Below are 20,530 nucleotides of genomic sequence, written 5' to 3' on the forward strand. Positions count from 1 at the left end.
ATGCGAACCAACAGACAAAAAAATATAAAAATGTTCGTAATTTGACTGTACAAATCGAATTTCTTTCTTTATACTCCAATCTATACCTCAACAAAACGAACTAAGGAGTGTTCATGTTGTCCAAGAAACGCCCAGACGGTCTACTCATCGGTGTTGATGAGAAAGTTAGTTATCCGAAAGCAATTGCACTCGGATTACAGCACGTACTCGCAATGGATTTGTACATAGCGCCCATCATCGTAGCGGGCTTACTATCGTTAAGTACTGAAAATACTTCGTTCTTCGTTCAAATGTGTTTCCTTGCAACTGGACTTGCTACACTCATTCAAACTGGATTTGGCTTAAAACTTCCAGTTGTTCAAGGGCCTTCCTATGTACCAATTGGTGCAATTGCCGCAATTGGCGGTAAGCTCGGACTTGGTGCAATTGCAGGAAGTCTCATTCCTGGAGCCATCATGATTGCACTCCTTGGCTATCCTTTGAAAGTTTTCGCAAAAACCGTCCGTAAAATTGTCCCACCAATCGTTGGAGGAACAGTCATCATCATCGTCGGTATCGCGTTAATGCCTGTTGGTTTGAACAATATTTACTTTGCAGAAGGTACCATCGGTCAAAACGTAGCAATCGCTTCGATTTCAGCTGGTGTCCTTGTAACATGTATGGTTCTCGGTAAAAGATTGCCACGATTCGGATCATTCTTCCGACTCGTCTCAGTCATCCTCGCAATTGTTGCGGGTTCGATCGCTGCAAGTTTCTTTTATCCAATTGACTTCTCACCTGTAAAAGACGCTGCTTGGTTCTCTCTTCCGACATTACTGCCATTCGGAAAGCCTGTATTCGATATGGGAGCCATCCTCACGATGATGCTTGTGTACTTGATCATCCTACTTGAAACGACTGGAACGTGGTTTGTTGTATCGACCATTACTGAGGAAGAGCTGGATGAAAAGCGTTTGAACCGTGCATCGTTCGGTGAAGGACTAGGCTGTTTCGTCGGTTCTCTTTTCGGAAGTACACCACTCACTGGGTATTCATCAAACGCAGGACTCCTTGCCATTACGGGAGTTGGAAGCCGTATGGTCATCATGGCGAGCGGTTTCATCCTTGTTTTACTTGGGTTCATCCCCAAATTGTCTGCAATCATTATTTGCATCCCGGAATCCGTCATTAACGGGATTTTCGGTATTGTGTGTGTGGCGATTGTCACGAATGGTATGAAAATCATTCAACCGATTATTATCGACGACCGCAATATGATTGTCATCGGTGTTCCGATTTTACTAACGATTGCAGTTACAGTGCTTCCTAAAGAAGTGCTAGCGACCGTTCCAAACTGGGCAAATTACCTTCTCTCTTCAGGGATTTCAGTAGGTGCACTTGCGACAGTGATTCTGAACTTAGTTATTCCTGTGGATAAAAACTTAGGACAAAAACAAACGCAAACCGACCAGGTAAAAGAGACAAATTAGAAAATCCATGTGCAATCTTTCCATATCAAAAGACCGCTAATCAGCAACTCATTAGCGGTCTTTTCCGTGTATTTATGAGTGATTACTGTTTGTGTCAGGAGGAGCAACATGCTTCTAGACTTTTTTAGGGACGTTCAACTTTCCTCTTCTAATAAATTCCCAAAAGCCACAAATCAACAACAAGAGACCAAAAATAGTAATAAAGACAACTGGGGAAATTATTTTAAGAAAGCTAAACCCGATCATCATGAAGCCGACAATCAAATAGTGATGAACCGCGTGTAAATGGTATGTGTCCTGATCAGAATGCCAAGCACGGAAGTACCCTTGCAACACGCCAAGGACGACTTGCAATGGAAGCACAACATAGGGAAGGAATTCATACGAATTCTTGATACAGCCAATAAGTATGTACACACTTCCCATGCCAGCATAAATAATAAATAGATAAGAGTGATCCTTATTCTTTTTTGTCTGATAGATGCGGTAACCCCATGCGGCTGCAAAAGAAAACGACGCAAAAAACCATGCAAATAATGTAAACGTCAAAGATACTTGCTTCAGCCAAATTATATAATATGGGAAAATAACTACCTGCCCCACCGTAACAACAAGCGGTAGATACCGTGCAATTTTATGACTCATGCTGTGCTCCTTCACTTCACGTAATACTCATAAAACATATTTTGGAAAACGTTATTTGGATCTTTTCGTAATTTTTCCTCCTCGAATTCTTCCCATCCAGGGTAAGAACTCCTAAATTGTTCCTTCGTTTGATAGCGATAGTAAGGCAGGTAATAGGTTCCTCCGTGTTCGAGGGTTAAGTTGGTCCAACTCTGGATGAGTGATGTAGCGTTGGCAATCTCCTCTTCCTTTAGTCCATGCTGAATCAATACAACCAAACCTAACATATCCTCTTTGGCATAATTCAATGTCGTGAAGTCTTCTTTAGCCGCATAGCGAACTGTAATATTATGGACTTTAAAATCATCATTTCTGTCGTTTGCTGGGATCACCTGCTTTAAATCATTTATGTAGTCCTTATAGGCATGAACTGGAACAAAAAACTCTTGCAACACTTCTATCCGCCCTGGCTTCGTATATTCCATAAATGTGGATTCCGAGCGCATTACATTGTTCCGGGTAATTTCTTTTCCATCGAGAGAACCAATATATCGCTTTTGTGTTCCCCAAAACAAATCTTCCAAATCCCCGCCTTGGCGCCCTACATCAAGTGCTAGCTTACTTAGTTGAACACCTTGTTCTTTTTTGAGCACCGTTTTATGATCCTGTTTTTCTGTGTAATCGTAATTGACGACAACCATATCGTCTAAGAAGGTACTAGGCGCTACACTTACTCTGGCATAGTGCATCGCTGTATTTCGATGGTTCAATAACTCGTTAATATAGGACTCATACTGATCTGTTTTAAGATTTTCTGTATGAATGGTGTATACGTCATTTTCCGTTAATTCCAATGTCACGTCTAAAATCACATCGAACAATCCATACCCGCCAAATACGTACTTCATCCATTCATCTGGGTCATCCCGAGTTATGTTCTTGATCTCTCCTGAAGGGGTTAATAACGTCATTTCTTTTACGGTTTCCGCCATCGAACCAAAACGGATATCCCGCCCGTGCGCATTAACTGAAAGGGAACCGCCTATTGTAAAAATAGATTGGGATTGAGTTACTTTCAAGGCTAACCCATGAGGCTGTATGGCCTCTTGGACATCTTCCCACGAGGCTCCTGCTTCTACACGAATGGTCTTTTTCCGTTCATCAATTTCTAATATCTTGTTAAAAGTGCGCATATCCAGAACGACACCATCTTTGTAATAGGTATGGCCACCTTGCGAATGCTGTAATCCGGCAACCGAGATCTTCTGTCCATTCCGGTTTGCTTCTTTGACAATCCTTTGCATATCATCACGGTTTTCAGCCTTAACGACTCGTTCAACGTGTTGAGGAAGAAGCCCAGTATAATCTGTTTCTAAACTACCTTGAGAGAGTCCATATTTCCTTTTCTCTATCGGGATGTTCCATAAAACGACAACCACAAAAATAACAACTAGACTCCCCAGAAACCATGGTTTTTTAAGTAGTTCCGTCATGATTTGCATAATAACCCCTTTAATTATCGTATTGTAGATTTGAATAGTTTTGATTTCATTATACAATGCAGCAATAAAAAAGATTCTTATATTTAAATTTCTACTGCCCCAAAAAGGACACCTCTACAATAAAGTATCGGTGTCCTTCTTTGGTTTATTATGTTCTAACAAAAATCTCAGCATCTACACCCGCTCCCATCTGTTTAAGTACTCATTCTCACAAATCTTTGAACACAGCAGATGTCATATGCGAAAAACAGGATAGGATAAACCTTTAGACTGTCTATACATCTCCGATTTCTGATAAATTAATAACTCCATTATTTCTTTTCATTTGTTTGAGACTTCTGTTTTCTCCTACCTATTGATCCCTCGCTAGAGTTAACGAATATTTTCCAGGTGTCTCCGGTTTTCTTATCAAATAGGATTAAATTATTTTCAATGGTCATGATAATTTTGTATTTTTAATACTCTTATAAAGACGAGTTTACATTATTGAACTTCGATATTTCATGAAGATGCAAGCGTGAAATAGCGATGGAGTGAAATAAATGTCAGTTAGTAGTGTTTTAGTTGACCGAATATTGAAACACCGTACACAATACCGTCACATTTTAGAAGCATTTTAGAATCCAACCACAATACGACATACTTTTCATTCTGCGTTATATATGATGAACAAGTTGCTTCTATACTTACAAGAATATTGCTACATGATTTGAAGCGTAATCTATATTACGGGGGCGTAGAAATGTTTAAGGCGGGCAAAATGAACTTACTGTTGTTGAGAATTAAAGTAAAAAGAAAAGTAATGTATAAAAAAGCAGAACACTTAGGATTCACACATCCAAGCGTTGTCGAATGCAGTCATGAACTGGATATCTTATTGAACAGAGTGCAGGGAATTTGTTCATAACTATAGAATTTGAAACATCGGTATTAATAATGATATCCAAACAAAAAAAGACAGTTCCAGTTTCTTGGAACTGTTTTTCATATTCCCTCGAACTTTATGATTGTTTAAAGACCTCGATTCAACTCGATAGCCCAGGAAATGTTGCTCCTTTAAAATTCACAGATTCAGGAGTATCTTTCTTAGTCCCATAACTAAAATAGCTTTTAGAAAGCAAGGTTTTGGATAGGCACGATCCTCAAAATGTGCTTACTCCACAAGTTCCACTTTTTGGAATACCGATTTTATTGTAAAACACCCATTAGTCATCCATGAAGTACAAAAATCAGCGGTTCTCCACAGAGAATGAAAATCGGTCTCTATGTCGATATCATTTCATGGCTGGCGAAGAAAATTGTTCCACCTAAGTACCTCTGAGCCCATCGATTAGTCTAGCTCCGACGAAAACAGTGCACCACGGACTGCCCCTTTATTGTCAAACTTCATGGGATATTAATCCCTTTTCGAACTCAATCTCTCTAACTTTTCTTTATTAATGATAAAATATTTTCTTCCCCTTTTTTCCAATAGACCTTCTTCATGGAATTGGTTAAGTGTATATAATAAATGTCGGTAGCTTACCCCTACGTATTCTGCTGTTTCAGTATGCTTCTCTTGAAAGAATCCATCGTTTTCTATTTGAAGAATATATCTCGCCAATCGATTTTTGAATTCATAATCCTGCATAGCTGTGTAATGATCCGTTCTTTTTAGTAATTTGTCACCTAAATATCTTGATAAATTATATAGAAAAAGTTTGTCATTTAACAGGTGCTCTCTCGATGAAGCCAATGGAATAGCTAAGCAAGTGCACTCATTTATAGCAACAACATCTTTTAAGTTTTTTTCCACCTCAATCAAGGATAAGTCACCAATAAAATCATCTTTCTTAAGAAACTGAATCAGTGCACGTTTTCCATTTTCGTGTACTATATATATCTTTGCTCGCCCATCCAATAAAAAAAATAAGTACTGAATATCTTCATCAAAGCGCACTATATATTCATTAGATGAAAACTTACAAATAATAGCTTGAGGTAAAACTTCTTTCGGAAAAGTTTCTTGAATATCATTATATGCATCTTCGAAGTTTTCGGCGTAATCCTTCAAATTAATTTTCTCCATTTTATCACCTCAATATGAGATATCTCCTATTATTATATTCTTACTATCGATATATTACTATCAAGAGGTGGATAAGAATGAACAAATACAAACATATTATTTTTGACCTAGATGATACGATACTTGATTTTCAAGATTCAGAAGAAAAGGCTTTAAAACAAATTATTTCGCTATACAAGATGCCCTATAACAAACATACCATTGCATGTTATAAGCGTATAAATGATGGATTATGGCATCAATTAGAGGACGGCTTGATTTCCCGTGAAGAAGTATTAACAACGCGTTTTTTACTTTTTTTGAAGGAATTTCGAATAGATGAGAACGGAGCAAAAGTTGAAGCTATATACCGTGAGCATTTAAACCAAGGACATAAGACTGTTACCCATGCACATGAATTATTAAATGCTTTAAGTAAGCGAGATTATAACTTATATATTGGAACAAACGGTGTAGGTACGACCCAAAGAAAAAGATTAGAAGATGCTAAGCTACAAGGATATTTTGAGCAACTTTTTATCTCCGAAGAAATTGGCTATGAAAAACCGAATCCCGATTTCTTTCACTATATTTTTGATGCCCTGAATTCAAGCCGTAAAGAAGAATTTTTAATGATAGGTGATCGAGTAACATCGGATATTAAAGGAGCAATCAATGCCGGAATTGACTGTGTATGGTTTAACCCAAAGAGAAGCATTCCTAAATCAGGTTCACCTAAGAGCACATATACGATAACAAATTTAATGCAAATAATGGACTTATTAGAGGAATAATCATGAAAAAAGTATTTCAATCGATTCTACTCTATATTATAAGTGCTATTGGCATAAGTCTTACATTAAAAGCTGATGTTGGAGTAAGCAGTTTTAATGCGATGAATTTATCCATCTCTGAATGGACCTCCATCAAAGTTGGATCAATGACATTCATAGCTAATCTAATTTTTCTAATCGGTTATATCTGCCTATGTAAAAAAAAGGATCTTAGAAAATTCGCTTTGATGTTCATTTCCATCTTGTCCTTTGGAATGGTTATTAATTTTTTCCTCTATACTATTTTCGGTACGTTCCACGTAGAAAATTATTTAATAAGAATCGGACTTTTTATTTTCGGTACGATACTAGCCGGTGGCGCAACTGGCATTATTTTATCATTAAACATCATTCCTTTCCCTATTGAAAGTTTATGTTTACGAATGGCTGACTTAACTAAACACTCTTTTTCTCAATACAGATATTGTGTCGATCTATTCTCCATTATTCTATCAATATCATTATCACTACTATACAATTTACCCATCAATATTCGAGAAGGAACGCTTATTAGTTTCTTCTTATTGTCCGGCATTATTTCTTATACACAATTGAAATTTAAAGTTATTAGCTGAAACCAAAACTCAATAAAAAGCATAACTAAAAATAACCTCTTACGGATAAGAATCCAAAGAGGTTATTTTTATCAAACTATATCCTTAGTAATAAATCTGTTATTGTAATACTCCAGTTAAACCATCTTGCACTTTTGCAGCCAAGTCCTTATTAATTCAACTCCCCCTAAAGTTGAAGATAGATGCTATTTACTTAGTGGGATTGCTCGCCAGGTTTAAGTGTATACACTACTTCACTTTTACTATTGTTAGCAATATATTCAGCTTCATAGATATTATTACTTTCAGTTTCAAATAATCCAAACCTTTTACCGGAACCTTTAGGTAGAAGTTCAAAATCACTTATAATTTCCTCTCCTATTTCGATTATATTATGCACCCATTTTTCGTCCTATCTTTGCCCAAAAGTATAGAACTTTACACAAAAAATAAACATAGCACTTGCGGACAGTCAGTTTCTATACTCCCTTAAGTGTTCTGTTAGTATTCTCGTAAATTGATAAGTGCAAGAAACATCCAGGATTGTTCGGAAAACACCTAACATTAATTCGTTCTTTAAGCTTAATCACAGTAGACATGGGTAAAGTGAATGTATGAAGAAAGGATGAGCAAAAAAGATGAACTATGATTGCATTATCATCGGTGGGGGACCGGCAGGATTAAACGCCGCACTCGTTCTCGGGAGAGCACGTAGAAATGTCATTTTAATTGATAGTAATGAACCCCGTAATCATGTCGTACGGGAATCGCACGGGTTTTTAACACGTGATGGAATCCAACCGGCAAAATTTCGGCAGCTTGCATTGGAAGAATTGGGAGCTTACCCTTCCATTCAAGTCAAACCTGAAAAGGCACTCTCTATTGAACGTATTTCAGAAACAAATTACGAAGTAACCACAGAATCCAGCAACGTGTATAAAACCACTAAAATCTTGCTGGCGACAGGATTAAAAGATGAGCAGCCAAATGTACCTGGCATTGAACGATTTTATGGGACAAGCTTGTTTAGCTGCCCATACTGTGACGGCTGGGAAGTTCGCGATCAGCCTCTCGCCGTCATTGCGGACAAAAATGTCTATAAGCTTGCAAAAGAGGTTTTCACATGGAGTCGTGATCTCATTGTGTTCACTAACGGAGAAGGACGACTCGAACTACACGAAAGGGAGCGTCTGGAAACACGTGGTATAAAAGTTGTGGAAGATATTCTTTCCGGGCTTGAAGGCACAAACGGTCAACTTGAACGCGTACGTCTAGAAGACGGCACGCTGATTGACCGATCATATGGTTTCGTTACTCCCCTGTGGTCGCACCCTAACCATTTTGCCGAAATCCTCGGCTGCAAATTGAACGGATACGGAGGAATCCAAACGGACGAATATGGACGCACAAATGTATGGAACGTATACGCCGCTGGTGATGCGGCAAATATCGTCCCTGCACAGCTTATTGTAGCAGCAGGCAGTGGAAGTGCCGCGGCAATTGGCATTAACGGAGACCTAACGAACGAATTATTTGATCAAACAAACTAGCATACATATCTTATAAAAGTGCTTAATACAAAAAACTTTCACTTTAGAGAACGTATTGCAAAAAGACACTGCATGAAGCAGTGCCAGTTTGAGAGATTGTTTGTCACGTTAGAACTTTGTCAATTCGATTGAACAATCCGCACTATTTAATATTGCTTCTCCACCAATCGGGAACGTGAACATCGGTTGGGTATGACCGAAATCGACGTCATAGAGAACAGGTATGTTTTGAAGCATCGGGTGTTTGTCTAGAATATATTGGATTTGTTCATCAGTGACCTTGGAGCTGCGCTGAAACCGACCTATCACCAGTCCACGTATTTCACCTGCTACTTGTAGCAGCGAAGCCAAATCCCGTGCAAACGTTTCGGGTATCGTCATTTCATCGTCTTCTAGGAATAAAATAGAATCGCCCAAATCAGGCATATACTCCGTTCCTTGCAGTAGGTTCAACGTACATAAATTTGCACCAAAGATTTGGCCCTCGGCCGTTCCTTCGTTATAAACCTTCCATTCTGTTGGTTCAAAGGTTCGATTTTCCTGATCCATGTACCATGAATCATCACTCCATTGTTCAGATGGTGTGATCGCAAAATGTTCCTCTTGCATGAGACACTTTTTGAAGAACTCCGTCTGCCATTCTCGGCCAATATCCATCGAAAAGCTTGAGAAATGAGGTCCTGAATACGTGATCATCCCTGTTTTGGCCGTGATCGCTGACGCAATTGCGGTAATGTCACTATATCCACAAAATACTTTAGGGTTGTTCCCAATCAATTCGTAATCCAGAAACGGTAGCAACTCATTACTATTAAATCCGCCAATGACCGTCAGAATGCCTTTGACAGCAGGATCTCTGAACGCTTCATGGACATCCTCGATTCGGTGTTCAATCGATGCGGAGTGTTGAAGATCCGACTCAAATGCATACGTACCGAACGTGACTTTGAATCCAAGTGCTTCCAAACGTTCTGTTGCGCTCTTCACTCCATCTTCTGATAATATCGCACCACTACGACTCGGCGCGACAATACGAATCTCATCACCGATTTGTAATTTAACAGGAACGTTCATTGGCTCACAACCTTTCCATCTAGTGTCAAACTGTTTTGATTAATCATAGAACAATGACTAAACGAGGTCAAACTAAAACAGGCACCCTTTGAAGGATGCCTGTTCAGTACTAGTTATTATGTTGTGCATATTCTTTCATCGCATCGCGCATGAAGCTCGCGAGCCCTATCCCAAACTTATCGATGTTCGTTGTGAACCGTTCGTCGGCAACATACATCTCCCCAAGTCCTGCGAATGCTTCTATTGAATACGTACCAATCGTGTTCAAAAACTGATACCATTCACCAATTGCTTTTTGGGCTTCCTCAGAGTCAGGTTGGAAATGTCGCACTTCAGCAAGACGTCGGTAGATCGCATTCATTTTTTCCTGCTGTTTCCCACCGAACTGTTGCAACTTCTTGTTCGTTTCGTCCACAGCTTCATCTCCCCAGCGGTCTCTCGCTTCCTGTTCATAAGGATTTTCACTGAAGTCGAATCCTTTAAATCGTTCTTCGCGTGTCATCGTCACTTCACCCTTTCCTTCTTTTATGGTTTGTTCAATCGTCCGGATCATGTCATCGAGTTGCTCACGCTTCTGATGAAGCATCTGTCGCTGACTAACCAATGCTTCAAGTCGATTAAATGATGGATTAGACAGTATTTCTTTGATTTGTTTCAACGAAAAACCAAGTGCTCTGTAAAACAGAATCTGTTGGAGCTCAGCAAGATTTTCGTCAGAGTAAACCCGATATCCGGCTTCAGTCGTTTCTGCGGGTTTCAATAATCCTAGTTCATCATAGTGATGCAGCGTTCGGACACTCACGCCTGATAATGCTGCTAGTTCTTTCACTTTCATACCCATCCTCCTTTCATACTTTCAGTGTAAAGGCTGACGTAACGTAAGAGTCAACAAGAAAAAAGAGACTGCTTATTTTTAGAAGTAGCCTATCTGTTCCGATTCATATTCCAGCATACAAAAAGCCGAGTCCGACTAATACGGAGAGGGTGAGAAGTACTCTACCTCCGAGTGCCTCTCGTTTTACAAAACTAATTGCCAAACCACCTACAGCGCTAATTCCCAGTGCTGCCGCGATTAACTTTCTTATAGTTTCCCCTTCTGGAAACGAAGTGAATGTTATGTATGCAATGAGTAGTCCGAGTACAGTATTCATGACACGAATTCCTAAATTCAAGTTGAATTGCTTCGTATACATCAACCCTTGAAGGAGCACCCCCGCAGCACCGAGAGCGATGAAAATGATTAATAATATTCCCACGTGAAAACTCCTTTCCATACGTAGCTAGTGTACTTCCTCATTTCGTTCTTTCCCTATTGTATAAGATGACTAACCTTTTCATCCCGATCCACAGATTCACTATCTTTCAGAGCAATGGGAATTTCAGGACTTGTCACTGCACTCAGCTGGTTCATTACAGTATACTTGGGGTAGATTGTTTCATAGAGGTGAATTGGATGGAATTACTGCGCTCGTTACTCGACGAACCACTGATTTTATTATTCGTTATCTTATTTCTGGGCTCCTGGTTCGGCTCATTGTCCATTAAGGGTCTTAACTTAGGTGCAGCAGGAGTTTTGCTAGTTGCAATGGTATTTGGACATTTCGGCTTTGCCATTTCGCCAGTGATCCAAAACCTCGGATTGAGTCTTTTCATAGTCGGTATCGGATTGCAGGCAGGTCCGAAGTTTTTCCGCATGCTGCGATCAAGTGGCCTGATTTTCGGGATTTTGTCGTTACTAATCATCCTTTTTGCTGTTGTAACGACGATTTTAGTTGCAAAAGGGCTCAACCTGGACCCGGCGCTCAGTGTTGGACTCATGACCGGTGCCCTTACAAGTACACCTGGTTTAGCCGCTGCCTTGCAGGCAACTCATGATCCACTAGCGTCGGTTGGTTATGGTATTGCCTATCCATTCGGTGTTCTAGCCGTTGTCTTGTTTGTCCAGTTGTTGCCCCGTATCGGCAAAGTGGACTTACAAAAAGACTTGGAAGAGACCGCGAACCCGATCCGGACAGTAGGTTCTCCCGTACTCACAACACTTGAAGTGACGAACCCGATGCTTCACAAAAGTAGTTTAAGCGAGTTGAATTTCGCTCCCTATGACGCCGTCGTCAGCCGGGTCATCCGTGATGGTCATACGATGATTGCTCTAGGTGATACGATATTACTGAACGGAGACAATTTAGTTGTCGTAGGTAATGAGACGAAGCTCGATGGACTAATCGCATATGTTGGGAAGCCTGTCGACACAGATTTAGAGAATCCCGATAATGTCCACCTCCGAAAAGTGACCGTCGATTCAGATGAAGTAATGGGGAAAACGCTGAAAGACCTTAGATTACGAAAAGATCACGGAACGACTGTCACCCGCATTACACGTGAGGGAATTGAACTTACGCAAAATCCAAATTTGCCGCTGATCCGCGGGGATGTCTTAACGATTGTCAGTACGGAGCTGCGACTTGATGAAGTCGAGGAACTTTTCAACCGCAAAAAACTCGCCATCACGAATTTGGATATCTTTTCAATCAGTGTGACGTTGTTGCTTGGCGTATTGCTTGGTATGGTTCCCATACCAATACCAGGTCTTGGTACCATTAAGCTAGGAACCGCAGGAGGTCCACTTTTTGTCGCTCTGATCATCGGGCATTTCGGTAAGCTTGGACCTATCCACGTTCGCTATTATGGTCCTTCCAATCATGTAATCCGTGAACTCGGTCTGGTGCTATTCCTAGCCGGAGCCGGAACGACAGCAGGTGCCGGTATTGTAGAAGTAATCCAGACTGAAGGCGTGAAGCTCATCTTTGGTGGGGTTCTGATAACACTGATCCCTATTTTCGCCGGCTATTTCGCTGCGCGCAAACTGTTAAAACTAAGTGTCGTCCACTCACTTGGCGGACTTTCAGGTGGCATGACAAGTACACCTGCACTTGGTGCCTTGAACCAACTAATCGACTCAGAAGATCCAGCGATAGCGTACGCAGCTGCTTATCCATTTGCGCTAATCCTAGTTGCGATAGCATCCCAATTGATTGTGTTCTTCTTATAGAAAAAGACCCTGTACATCAGCCGATTACAACGGCTGGTGTATAGGGTCTTTTGTTACGTCGGGTCTACGCATCCAAACGAATGCGAGTATAGCTCCTCCGATAAGTACAATCGTCGCGAAGTAAAACGGATAGTCGAGGTCAATATCAAACAACATGCCCCCAACGATTGGGCCAATCATATTCCCAATGCTCGTAAACATGGAGTTCATGCCCCCGACAAATCCTTGCTCGTTCCCTGCAATTTTAGATAAGTAGGAAGTCGCCGCTGGACGGATCAAATCAAATCCGACAAACACGACAATCGTAACTGCTAAAACCGCAAAGTAAGAATTCACTACTGTCATCATTGCAACTAAAACAGCGGATAAAACTAAACACAGGTAAATCAGCTTCTTTTCGCCCATCCGTTTTGCGAGTCGATCGAACAGTACGACTTGTGCGATTGCCCCGACAATTCCACTTCCTGTAATAACGATGGCAATGTCTGCAGGTGTGAATCCAAATTTGTGATCGACAAACAAGCTAAATATGGATTCGAACGATGCCAGTCCGAATGACAAGACAAAAATCAGGAGGAAAACGATGAAGTATATGGGTGCAAAAACCCGTGTAAATCCTGGTTTTTTCGTATTCATCGTTTCCTCATATTGACGCTCAGGTTCGCGTAACATAATCAGCGAGAAGATAGCTGCAAATAGCGCTAGACCTGCTGCGAAGAAAAACGGAACTCGGGTACCAAGTGTCGCAAGGAACCCACCCACTCCTGGTCCAAGGATAAATCCAGTGGAAATTGCTGCGGACATATACCCAAGCGCTTTCGCCCGAGTATCGTTTGTGGTGATATCCGCGATGAATGCTGTGACCGCTGGCATGATGAAAGCTGCACTAACTCCACCGACAATTCGGGATGCAAACAAAACAGATAGCGTTTGACCGACAGCAAATAGCAGTTCTGATGCACTAAACATGAGCAATCCAATGACAATCATTTTCTTCCGCCCAATTGAATCTACCCAACGCCCCGATAACGGAGAGGCAATAAGCTGTGCAACCGCAAAGAAAGCGACTAAGTAGCCGACTACTTTTCCGGATAGATGTAATTCATTCATTAACGTCGGCATGACGGGAATCACGAGACCTATGCCTAAAAAGGCAATGAGCAAATTGGTTAGCAACAACCATAAAGTTAGGGATGTTTTTTTCATATTATACGCTCCTACAGCCAGTATCGAACCAAAATAATATATTTCCTCATCTTATCACGGTTCTGGTAGGTTACCTAGCTAATTGTATTAAGGATTGCACTGGTTGTGACTAACTTTTGTCATCAAGGATTAAAAGGCTCCAGCACCGCCACCTCCGCCTCCAACTCCTCCCCCGCCACCAGAGACTGATGACGAAGACGAGCTCGATGCAGCAACTGCACTATCCGCCCGGTTCAATTGCGTATATGCAAGCGTACCGATTGGGAAGTAGTACATAATTGGCGGAACAAACCCTCGATCGTATACTGAATGTGATTCAAACAATTTATTTTCATTAAGTGTTTTCGTACCTATTCCAAAAATCACTGCACGCTTTTGCTCGTCATCGAGTTGATCATTCAAATCTGCTTCTGTCACCTCAGGCAATCGCTTTCTAAAAGCCTCCCACTGATATTGGATTCCATGCCCTTTGACTGTTTGTGGAGCGTACAAAAATCCAAATAGTACAAGAATGAGACTTGGGAATATCAAAAACAATAACCACATCGGTTGATCATAGATTCCAAATGCAATCATAGGTGCGATCAGTAAAAATCCTGCTATTACGGATAAGACACGGACTCCTTTACCGCCGCCCTTCAAATGATTTTCATCTATTTCCTCTTTAATAGACTTCTCCCAGGCACTTTGCAATGTATTATATTTATTGACTTCCTGTTGAACTGATAGTTTGTCTCCTTCCAATACATCCAAATCACTATAGGAAAATGTTTCTCCATTACCAAAACCATCGAATAACCATTCAATGAGCAATCGTTCGTGCTCATACTCCGTATCACGACTGATTACACGAAATGCATCTTCTCCATCTCTTTCAATGTATCCTTTTCTAAGCAGATCTAATAATGCGGTTGTTTGAATTTGTGTACTTTCCACATGCAATACCGTGTATCTAAGTGTTGAAGGCAAGCTCATAATCTCTTCTGGAACAAAGTAGGCTTCTGGATAATCCAAAGCTGCTTTCTCGCGGCGTTTGTTTTCTGTTCGCATGACATATACGCCTATAAGAAGCAACAGCAGTACTGCACTTCCAAATATGAATGGAGCCACCTGCCCTGACAACTTATGCATCTTGTCATAACGCGCTTGAGCAGCTGCTAATGATGCTTGCTCTTTTTCCAATTCGGGACGTATTTTTTGGTCACTTGTTTGTAGAGACCCGGGGAATAGCGCCTCGTCAACACCAATGCGGACATCTGCATTCGTCCCAGCTGATATTTCTCCAAGGTTAAATACAACCGTTCCCTCTTCATCCGTCTTTTCTAATCCACGTGCAGCATCATAGCCCATCGCAATTACATCATTCGTCACTTCAGGCGGGCGAATAGTAATCATTACATTTCCAAAGTCAGTTTCGTTTCGGTCGTCAAAAAACGGCCAGTAAAATTGTGCCATGTCAGAGTATTTTTCTACACCTTCTACAATCGTGTAGGTTAATTCAATAGCGACAGTCTCATCTTTTGCTTTCCTGTGTATTTTATAGCTGCCATCATTCCCTTCGATTTTCAGAGATTTCCCATTCTCTTCAGCATGAAGATCACTGATTTTGCTACCTTCTTTCGGATAAAGGTCACGGGTGATTCCATTGAAAGAACCGTCGAATTCATACGTTAACCGTTCCTTCACCTGCACATTTCCATCCGTTTCGAGTTGTGCATCAATTTTAAAATCTTTGATTGTAAAATCTTCTGCAAATGCCGGAATCGGAAAAACTATCAACAATACCAACATCACAACACTTAACAATGTTTTTTTCACGTCCATCACTCCCTTCTTTCTATTACGAATGTCCACAATTATAGTTTCAAAGTTCGAAATATTAGACCGCCTATATGTCTCTTCCCCTAAATCCGCCCATATAAAAGCGTTCCATCCATTTTTGGATAGAACGCTCTCGAATTACCTATTTACTGCTCTAGTAAACGATAGTCAAAATCAGAAAACGACTCAATCAGTTGTCCCTTTTCGTGGAACGATAACGAACGCGTCACATCATTCGGGATGATTAAGCAATGCACGCCTGCGCTTATTGCTGCAATCGATCCGTTATAGGAATCTTCCACAGCAATTGCCTCATCTGGTGTAACACCAAGTCGTTCCAATGCCACTTCGTAAATAGCTGGATTTGGTTTCACTTCATCCACGTCATCTGCTGAAACGATAATCGGGAAATACTCCAGCAAGCCATATTTCGTGAGAAACCCTTCGATCCAATTTCGATTTGAACTACTCGCAACAGCCAGCAAGATCCCTCGTTCTTTTAGTTGTTTTACAGTCTCTAAAAACCCTTCCCGTAAAGCCAATTGTTCCCGAATCGTTTCAAACCGGGTATTGACCTGATCATGGAAAACAGTACGATCCATTGGCACATCGAGCGACTGGTCAATAAAGTCGAATAAGGCTCCATCCGTTGAACCTACCACTTTCACGAATTCCTCTAACGTCAAGTTGAATCCATGCTGCTCCTTCAAGATTTCCTGATAAATATCAAACCATGCTGATTCTGTATCAATAATCGTCCCATCAAAATCGAATATTACCGCCTTCTTCACACCTGTTCCCCATTTCCAAAATACGTTCTAGTTCTCCTGTACCCATTATAGGGGCAAAGACGCATTTGGTCGACCAATTCTCTGGAATTCACCTTGTTATCAGAATACTGTCGTTAACTCTTGTCTTATTTGCTATACTTATTGCATAATCTAATGAATAGAAAAGAGGAGAATACATGCAATTAGTGGCACTATCTACGAGTTTACCTAAGCAAATTAGTACGTCAAAAGGAAAAGAACTCGTGACCGGCATTTGTAAGGAAACAATTCAAGAAGCATTTTTGTCTGTTGATGGTTTCAAAGGCGACGACGTGGCTGATAAAAAACACCACGGTGGACTCGATCGTGCAGTTTGTATGTATCCTCATGAACACTATTCAAAGTGGAATGATGAGTTTGAATGTGTACTTCCACCCGCAGCATTCGGAGAAAATATCACAGCATCCGGCATGACCGAATCTGAAATTTGTATAGGTGATATCTTTACACTTGGAGACGCTGTCATACAAGTGACCCAAGGCAGAATTCCATGCAACACAATTGACCAGCGCCTTGGATATCCTATGATGAAAAACATGATCCAAACCGGATTTACAGGCTACTTATGTCGCGTTCTAAAAGAAGGAATGGTTCGGTCGGATGACCAGATAACGTTACACAAAAAAGATTCACATGGAGTCACAGTACTTGAAGCCAATACAACGTACTTCCATAATCCTAAAGATATCGAAGGAATCCGTCGTGTGTTAGCGATAGAAGCACTCGCTGACGATTGGCGTGATAAGTTCGGCAAACGTTTAGAAATAGCGCTTGCGAACACCTAATATCAAAAAACTATAAGTAGATTGTGAGGTTGCCAGAAAATTTGTACTGTTGTATACTCGAATCACTTACATAACTGACCGTACGGGTGCTTGAGTGAATCAGGCTGAGATAGCAGATGAATCCGCTGCTGACCGCATCTGATCTGGATAATGCCAGCGTAGAGAGCCGTGATCTGAGGATCATTTGGGTACCCGGGAACCCACTCCTCGACCGTCTGCGCTTTCAGACGGTCTTTTTTTGTGAGAACACAAGCAAAAAAGGAGTTGGAGTTCATTGAAAAAGTTAACATTCACCGATTTACTCATTACCATCATGGTCGGTGTCGTGTTCGGTATCCTGATGAAGTTTTGGGATGATCTCTATACTGTCGTCAAACCGATGATGCCAGTAGCGAGACAACTACTCTATGGAATGTGGTTCATGAATGGGGTGTTTGCATTTCTGCTCATCCGTAAGCCTGGTGTCGCATTGATCGCCAGTATTGCTGGCGCAGGACTCTCTGCATTTATCGGCCATGGCTTGGAAGTTCTGATCTATGGATTTGCTCAAGGATTAGCTGCAGAATTGCTGTTTGCCGCATTCCGATATAGGAAGTTCTCTATGATCATCGCAGGTCTTGGAGGGATCTTGTCGTGTGCTGCGAGTTTCGGACTGGACATGTTTTACGGATATGCAGACTTGGAAACTTGGGCGCTCGTTGTAAAGTACGGATTGCGTGCAATTAGTGCATTCATCTTTACTGGAGTATTTGCGGTTCTTATCGTTCGTGCACTCGAAGCAACAGGCGTTACTCAGTCAATACGACCGGTGGCGAAAGAAGAATATTCGCTGCTGGACAGGTGATTTGAATGGAAACCTTAATCTCACACCAACGAGAGGCTGCGCTCAGTATGACCAACTTGCGATTGAAGTTTCCTGGGGAGGATTCCTTGTTGTTTAAGGACCTCTCCTTCTCAGTCAATAAGGGTGAGAAAGTATTGCTGCTCGGTCCGAGCGGCTGCGGGAAGTCCACGTTGCTGCAAGTTGCGAGTGGTATTGTCCCGAATTCCTTTGAGTTACCTATGAAAGCGGAAAAACTTGAGCTTCCGGATTCATGGGGATTTGTCTTCCAAGATCCCGACACACAATTTTGCATGCCTTATGTAGACGAAGAACTCGCGTTTGTATTGGAAAACTTGAACGTACCTCGCCAGGATATGACTGCGCTAATTGTCGAAGCTTTGGAATGTGTAGGTCTTCATCTGCCAGACATTCACACGCCGATTCTTGAACTATCGCAAGGCATGAAACAGCGGCTAGCATTGGCATCCGTTTTGCTGATGGAGCCAGAAGTGCTGTTTTTAGATGAACCTTCCGCTCTTCTCGACCCTGAAGGTACGGACCAAATATGGACGTCCATTCAAGCCGCAACAGCTGAGCAAACTGTCGTAATTGTGGAACATAAAATCGAACAGATTGCTGAGTGGATTGACCGTGTCGTTCTATTTACGGATGATGGAGCAATATTAGCAGATGGTCCACCCGATTCGATTTTTAAAGATTATAAGGAAGAACTCATTCGATATGGCATTTGGTATCCAGGAGTATGGGTTGACTATTTGGATTCAAAAGCATTTAAGACGTTGAGTGAGAATCGTTCATCTATAAGTTCGGTTGAAGTTCTTCATGCGGAGGAATTCAACGGGTATCGCGGCAAGAAATCCGTTATTCACGTGCCAAATGCATCTATTAGCCAAGGTTCCTGGGTGACGATTTTAGGAGAGAACGGTTCTGGGAAGAGCTCGCTACTGCTATCGCTTATGCAGTTGTTGAAAACATCTGGTTCTTTGCATGTCAATGGCAAGCAGGTTGTGCAAAAGAAACGACGTAGAACCCTTCCCGCAGGGCTATCTCTTGTCTTTCAGAATCCTGAGCTCCAATTTGTGACGAATACGATCGTGGAAGAATTGACGATTTCATTACAAGGGATGTCGTCAATGGGAGCAGTAAGTCATGTAGAAGAGATGATTGAGCTGTTCAACTTACCCGTTTCAGGTAACCGCCACCCGTACCAGCTATCGGTTGGTCAAAAGCGACGGTTAAGCGTCGCGACAGCGCTCACCTCTTCTATAGATATTTTATTGTTGGATGAACCTACATTCGGTCAGGATGCACGCAATACCTTCGCAATTCTGGAAAAGTTGGAGTCGTTGCGCAGGAATGGGATGACGATTGTGATGGTGACTCATGATTTGAATATTGCATCGAATTTTGCAACGGATTGTTGGAAAGTTGCTGATGGTAAGCTTGTGTCGTGCACTCGGCAAGGGGGTGTTGCTGATGCCCGCTTGGTTTACACCTGATCGCGAAACATGGTTATTTCGAGTGAATCCTGCGTTGAAATTCATGATATTTGTTTTGCTATTGCTCATTACACTTTTCACGAGGAATTTACCTTTTGTCAGTTGGCTAGCTGTTCTATTCGGAATCCTACTCTACGGTTTCAGTGGATACCCGATTCGAAAGTTAGTATTGCTATCGATTCCTCTCGTCATCTCCTTCGCTTCTTCAGCATTTACGATGATGCTGTTCGGAAAAGGAGATGCCGTGTTATGGCAATGGGGCATCCTTAAAATTTCAGAAGAGAGCATTCAGCACGGATTGTTGCTTGGCACGAAGTCGTTAACGTTTGGGCTGGTAGGCTTTACGTTCTTACTCACTGTTCAGCCCGTGTTGTTCTTTTACGCGATGATGCAGCAATATCGTTTGCCTTCAAAATACGCTTATAGTTTCATCGCATCGATTCGCTTGCTACCTCTAGTTGTAGAAGAGATACATGTGAGGACGAATGCGTTGAAAGTTCGTGGCATTACCTTTTCCCGTGGAATGAAAGGTTTAGGCGAACGGGTTCAAGCGTACACCGTTCCGTTGTTCGCTCAAAGTATTCGCCGAGCGCAACGGATCGCGATTGCAATGGAAGCGAAACAATACCAGATGGGGGCCGCCCGAACTTACTACTATCCAACTTCGTACAGTCGGATTGATGTAGTGTTTATAGGGGTGGTTGTTGTGAGTGTTGCTGGCGTTATGCTACTTGCGTTTGGGATGAACTAAGTAGAAAACAGGAGCCTCCTTGTAATGGGAGCTCCTGTTTTTATTATGGTGTTTCAATAGAATTGCTTCGCGAATGCGAAGCAACCCTTATT

At 41.6% G+C, this 20,530-nt stretch carries 20 protein-coding genes and 1 riboswitch; of the genes, 10 read left to right on the forward strand and 10 right to left on the reverse strand.

Annotated elements, in window-relative coordinates:
* Nucleotides 1-113: 113 nt before the first annotated feature.
* Nucleotides 114-1,469 (forward strand): uracil-xanthine permease family protein, encoded by a 1,356-nt coding sequence (locus tag ACR65F_RS07710; protein WP_039042014.1) that lies wholly within the window; start codon nucleotides 114-116, stop codon nucleotides 1,467-1,469.
* A gap of 114 nt (nucleotides 1,470-1,583) precedes the next feature.
* Here the strand turns inward: ACR65F_RS07710 and ACR65F_RS07715 are convergent, their stop codons facing one another.
* Both ACR65F_RS07715 and ACR65F_RS07720 read right to left on the reverse strand, forming a co-directional pair.
* A complete protein-coding gene (locus ACR65F_RS07715; protein WP_440503914.1) occupies nucleotides 1,584-2,114 on the reverse strand; it encodes a hypothetical protein in 531 nt (176 codons plus the stop codon).
* Between the two features lie 11 nt (nucleotides 2,115-2,125).
* On the reverse strand, nucleotides 2,126-3,595 hold the full coding sequence (locus ACR65F_RS07720; protein WP_440503916.1) for an FAD-binding oxidoreductase: 1,470 nt from the start codon (nucleotides 3,593-3,595) through the stop codon (nucleotides 2,126-2,128).
* 760 nt (nucleotides 3,596-4,355) lie between these two features.
* Between ACR65F_RS07720 and ACR65F_RS07725 the strand changes: the two genes are divergently transcribed.
* Nucleotides 4,356-4,502, forward strand: a complete 147-nt coding sequence (locus ACR65F_RS07725; protein ID WP_082003288.1) for an aspartyl-phosphate phosphatase Spo0E family protein — start codon at nucleotides 4,356-4,358, stop codon at nucleotides 4,500-4,502.
* Nucleotides 4,503-4,991: 489 nt separating this feature from the next.
* Here ACR65F_RS07725 and yeiL read toward each other — a convergent pair whose 3' ends face one another.
* The gene (yeiL, locus tag ACR65F_RS07730; protein ID WP_440503917.1) at nucleotides 4,992-5,663 is read right to left on the reverse strand and encodes a transcriptional regulator YeiL; all 672 of its coding nucleotides are present in this window, start codon (nucleotides 5,661-5,663) and stop codon (nucleotides 4,992-4,994) included.
* Nucleotides 5,664-5,740: 77 nt separating this feature from the next.
* On the opposite strand from yeiL, the gene ACR65F_RS07735 reads away from it, so the two are divergent.
* Entirely contained in the window at nucleotides 5,741-6,436 is a 696-nt protein-coding gene (locus ACR65F_RS07735; RefSeq protein ID WP_440503918.1) for a YjjG family noncanonical pyrimidine nucleotidase, read from the forward strand.
* A 2-nt stretch (nucleotides 6,437-6,438) separates the two neighbouring features.
* Nucleotides 6,439-7,050, forward strand: a complete 612-nt coding sequence (locus tag ACR65F_RS07740) for a YczE/YyaS/YitT family protein (RefSeq protein WP_440503919.1) — start codon at nucleotides 6,439-6,441, stop codon at nucleotides 7,048-7,050.
* A gap of 193 nt (nucleotides 7,051-7,243) precedes the next feature.
* Here ACR65F_RS07740 and ACR65F_RS07745 read toward each other — a convergent pair whose 3' ends face one another.
* The gene (locus tag ACR65F_RS07745) at nucleotides 7,244-7,429 is read right to left on the reverse strand and encodes a hypothetical protein (RefSeq protein ID WP_440503920.1); all 186 of its coding nucleotides are present in this window, start codon (nucleotides 7,427-7,429) and stop codon (nucleotides 7,244-7,246) included.
* 238 nt (nucleotides 7,430-7,667) lie between these two features.
* Here ACR65F_RS07745 and ACR65F_RS07750 point away from each other — a divergent pair, with 238 nt between their 5' ends.
* Nucleotides 7,668-8,579 carry an NAD(P)/FAD-dependent oxidoreductase gene (locus ACR65F_RS07750; protein ID WP_440503921.1) on the forward strand — a complete coding sequence of 304 codons (912 nt, stop codon included), beginning with the start codon at nucleotides 7,668-7,670 and terminating at the stop codon, nucleotides 8,577-8,579.
* Between the two features lie 108 nt (nucleotides 8,580-8,687).
* Here ACR65F_RS07750 and ACR65F_RS07755 read toward each other — a convergent pair whose 3' ends face one another.
* From ACR65F_RS07755 to ACR65F_RS07765, 3 genes are all read right to left on the reverse strand, one after another.
* The gene (locus tag ACR65F_RS07755) at nucleotides 8,688-9,653 is read right to left on the reverse strand and encodes a S66 family peptidase (protein WP_440503922.1); all 966 of its coding nucleotides are present in this window, start codon (nucleotides 9,651-9,653) and stop codon (nucleotides 8,688-8,690) included.
* 109 nt (nucleotides 9,654-9,762) lie between these two features.
* Nucleotides 9,763-10,494, reverse strand: a complete 732-nt coding sequence (locus tag ACR65F_RS07760) for a MerR family transcriptional regulator (protein ID WP_440503923.1) — start codon at nucleotides 10,492-10,494, stop codon at nucleotides 9,763-9,765.
* Between the two features lie 97 nt (nucleotides 10,495-10,591).
* The gene (locus ACR65F_RS07765; RefSeq protein ID WP_440503924.1) at nucleotides 10,592-10,909 is read right to left on the reverse strand and encodes a hypothetical protein; all 318 of its coding nucleotides are present in this window, start codon (nucleotides 10,907-10,909) and stop codon (nucleotides 10,592-10,594) included.
* Between the two features lie 197 nt (nucleotides 10,910-11,106).
* Here ACR65F_RS07765 and ACR65F_RS07770 point away from each other — a divergent pair, with 197 nt between their 5' ends.
* Nucleotides 11,107-12,702 carry an aspartate:alanine exchanger family transporter gene (locus ACR65F_RS07770; protein WP_440503925.1) on the forward strand — a complete coding sequence of 532 codons (1,596 nt, stop codon included), beginning with the start codon at nucleotides 11,107-11,109 and terminating at the stop codon, nucleotides 12,700-12,702.
* Nucleotides 12,703-12,726: 24 nt separating this feature from the next.
* On the opposite strand, the gene ACR65F_RS07775 is transcribed toward ACR65F_RS07770, so the two are convergent.
* From ACR65F_RS07775 to ACR65F_RS07785, 3 genes are all read right to left on the reverse strand, one after another.
* A complete protein-coding gene (locus tag ACR65F_RS07775) occupies nucleotides 12,727-13,908 on the reverse strand; it encodes an MFS transporter (RefSeq protein WP_039042005.1) in 1,182 nt (393 codons plus the stop codon).
* Between the two features lie 129 nt (nucleotides 13,909-14,037).
* Nucleotides 14,038-15,726 carry a DUF2207 domain-containing protein gene (locus ACR65F_RS07780; protein ID WP_440503927.1) on the reverse strand — a complete coding sequence of 563 codons (1,689 nt, stop codon included), beginning with the start codon at nucleotides 15,724-15,726 and terminating at the stop codon, nucleotides 14,038-14,040.
* A gap of 149 nt (nucleotides 15,727-15,875) precedes the next feature.
* The gene (locus tag ACR65F_RS07785; protein WP_039042998.1) at nucleotides 15,876-16,520 is read right to left on the reverse strand and encodes an HAD family hydrolase; all 645 of its coding nucleotides are present in this window, start codon (nucleotides 16,518-16,520) and stop codon (nucleotides 15,876-15,878) included.
* 176 nt (nucleotides 16,521-16,696) lie between these two features.
* Between ACR65F_RS07785 and ACR65F_RS07790 the strand changes: the two genes are divergently transcribed.
* From ACR65F_RS07790 to ACR65F_RS07805, 4 genes are all read left to right on the forward strand, one after another.
* On the forward strand, nucleotides 16,697-17,344 hold the full coding sequence (locus ACR65F_RS07790) for an MOSC domain-containing protein (protein WP_440503928.1): 648 nt from the start codon (nucleotides 16,697-16,699) through the stop codon (nucleotides 17,342-17,344).
* 72 nt (nucleotides 17,345-17,416) lie between these two features.
* Nucleotides 17,417-17,526: riboswitch (TPP riboswitch) on the forward strand.
* A gap of 92 nt (nucleotides 17,527-17,618) precedes the next feature.
* On the forward strand, nucleotides 17,619-18,188 hold the full coding sequence (locus tag ACR65F_RS07795; protein WP_039042996.1) for an ECF transporter S component: 570 nt from the start codon (nucleotides 17,619-17,621) through the stop codon (nucleotides 18,186-18,188).
* Nucleotides 18,189-18,193: 5 nt separating this feature from the next.
* Complete coding sequence (locus ACR65F_RS07800) at nucleotides 18,194-19,687, forward strand: ABC transporter ATP-binding protein (protein WP_440503929.1); 1,494 nt, start codon at nucleotides 18,194-18,196, stop codon at nucleotides 19,685-19,687.
* A complete protein-coding gene (locus ACR65F_RS07805; RefSeq protein ID WP_440503931.1) occupies nucleotides 19,665-20,438 on the forward strand; it encodes an energy-coupling factor transporter transmembrane component T family protein in 774 nt (257 codons plus the stop codon). The genes ACR65F_RS07800 and ACR65F_RS07805 overlap by 23 nt, the downstream gene beginning before the upstream one ends.
* The last annotated feature ends 92 nt before the right edge of the window (nucleotides 20,439-20,530 follow it).

The organism is Sporosarcina sp. SAFN-010, from assembly GCF_059415065.1.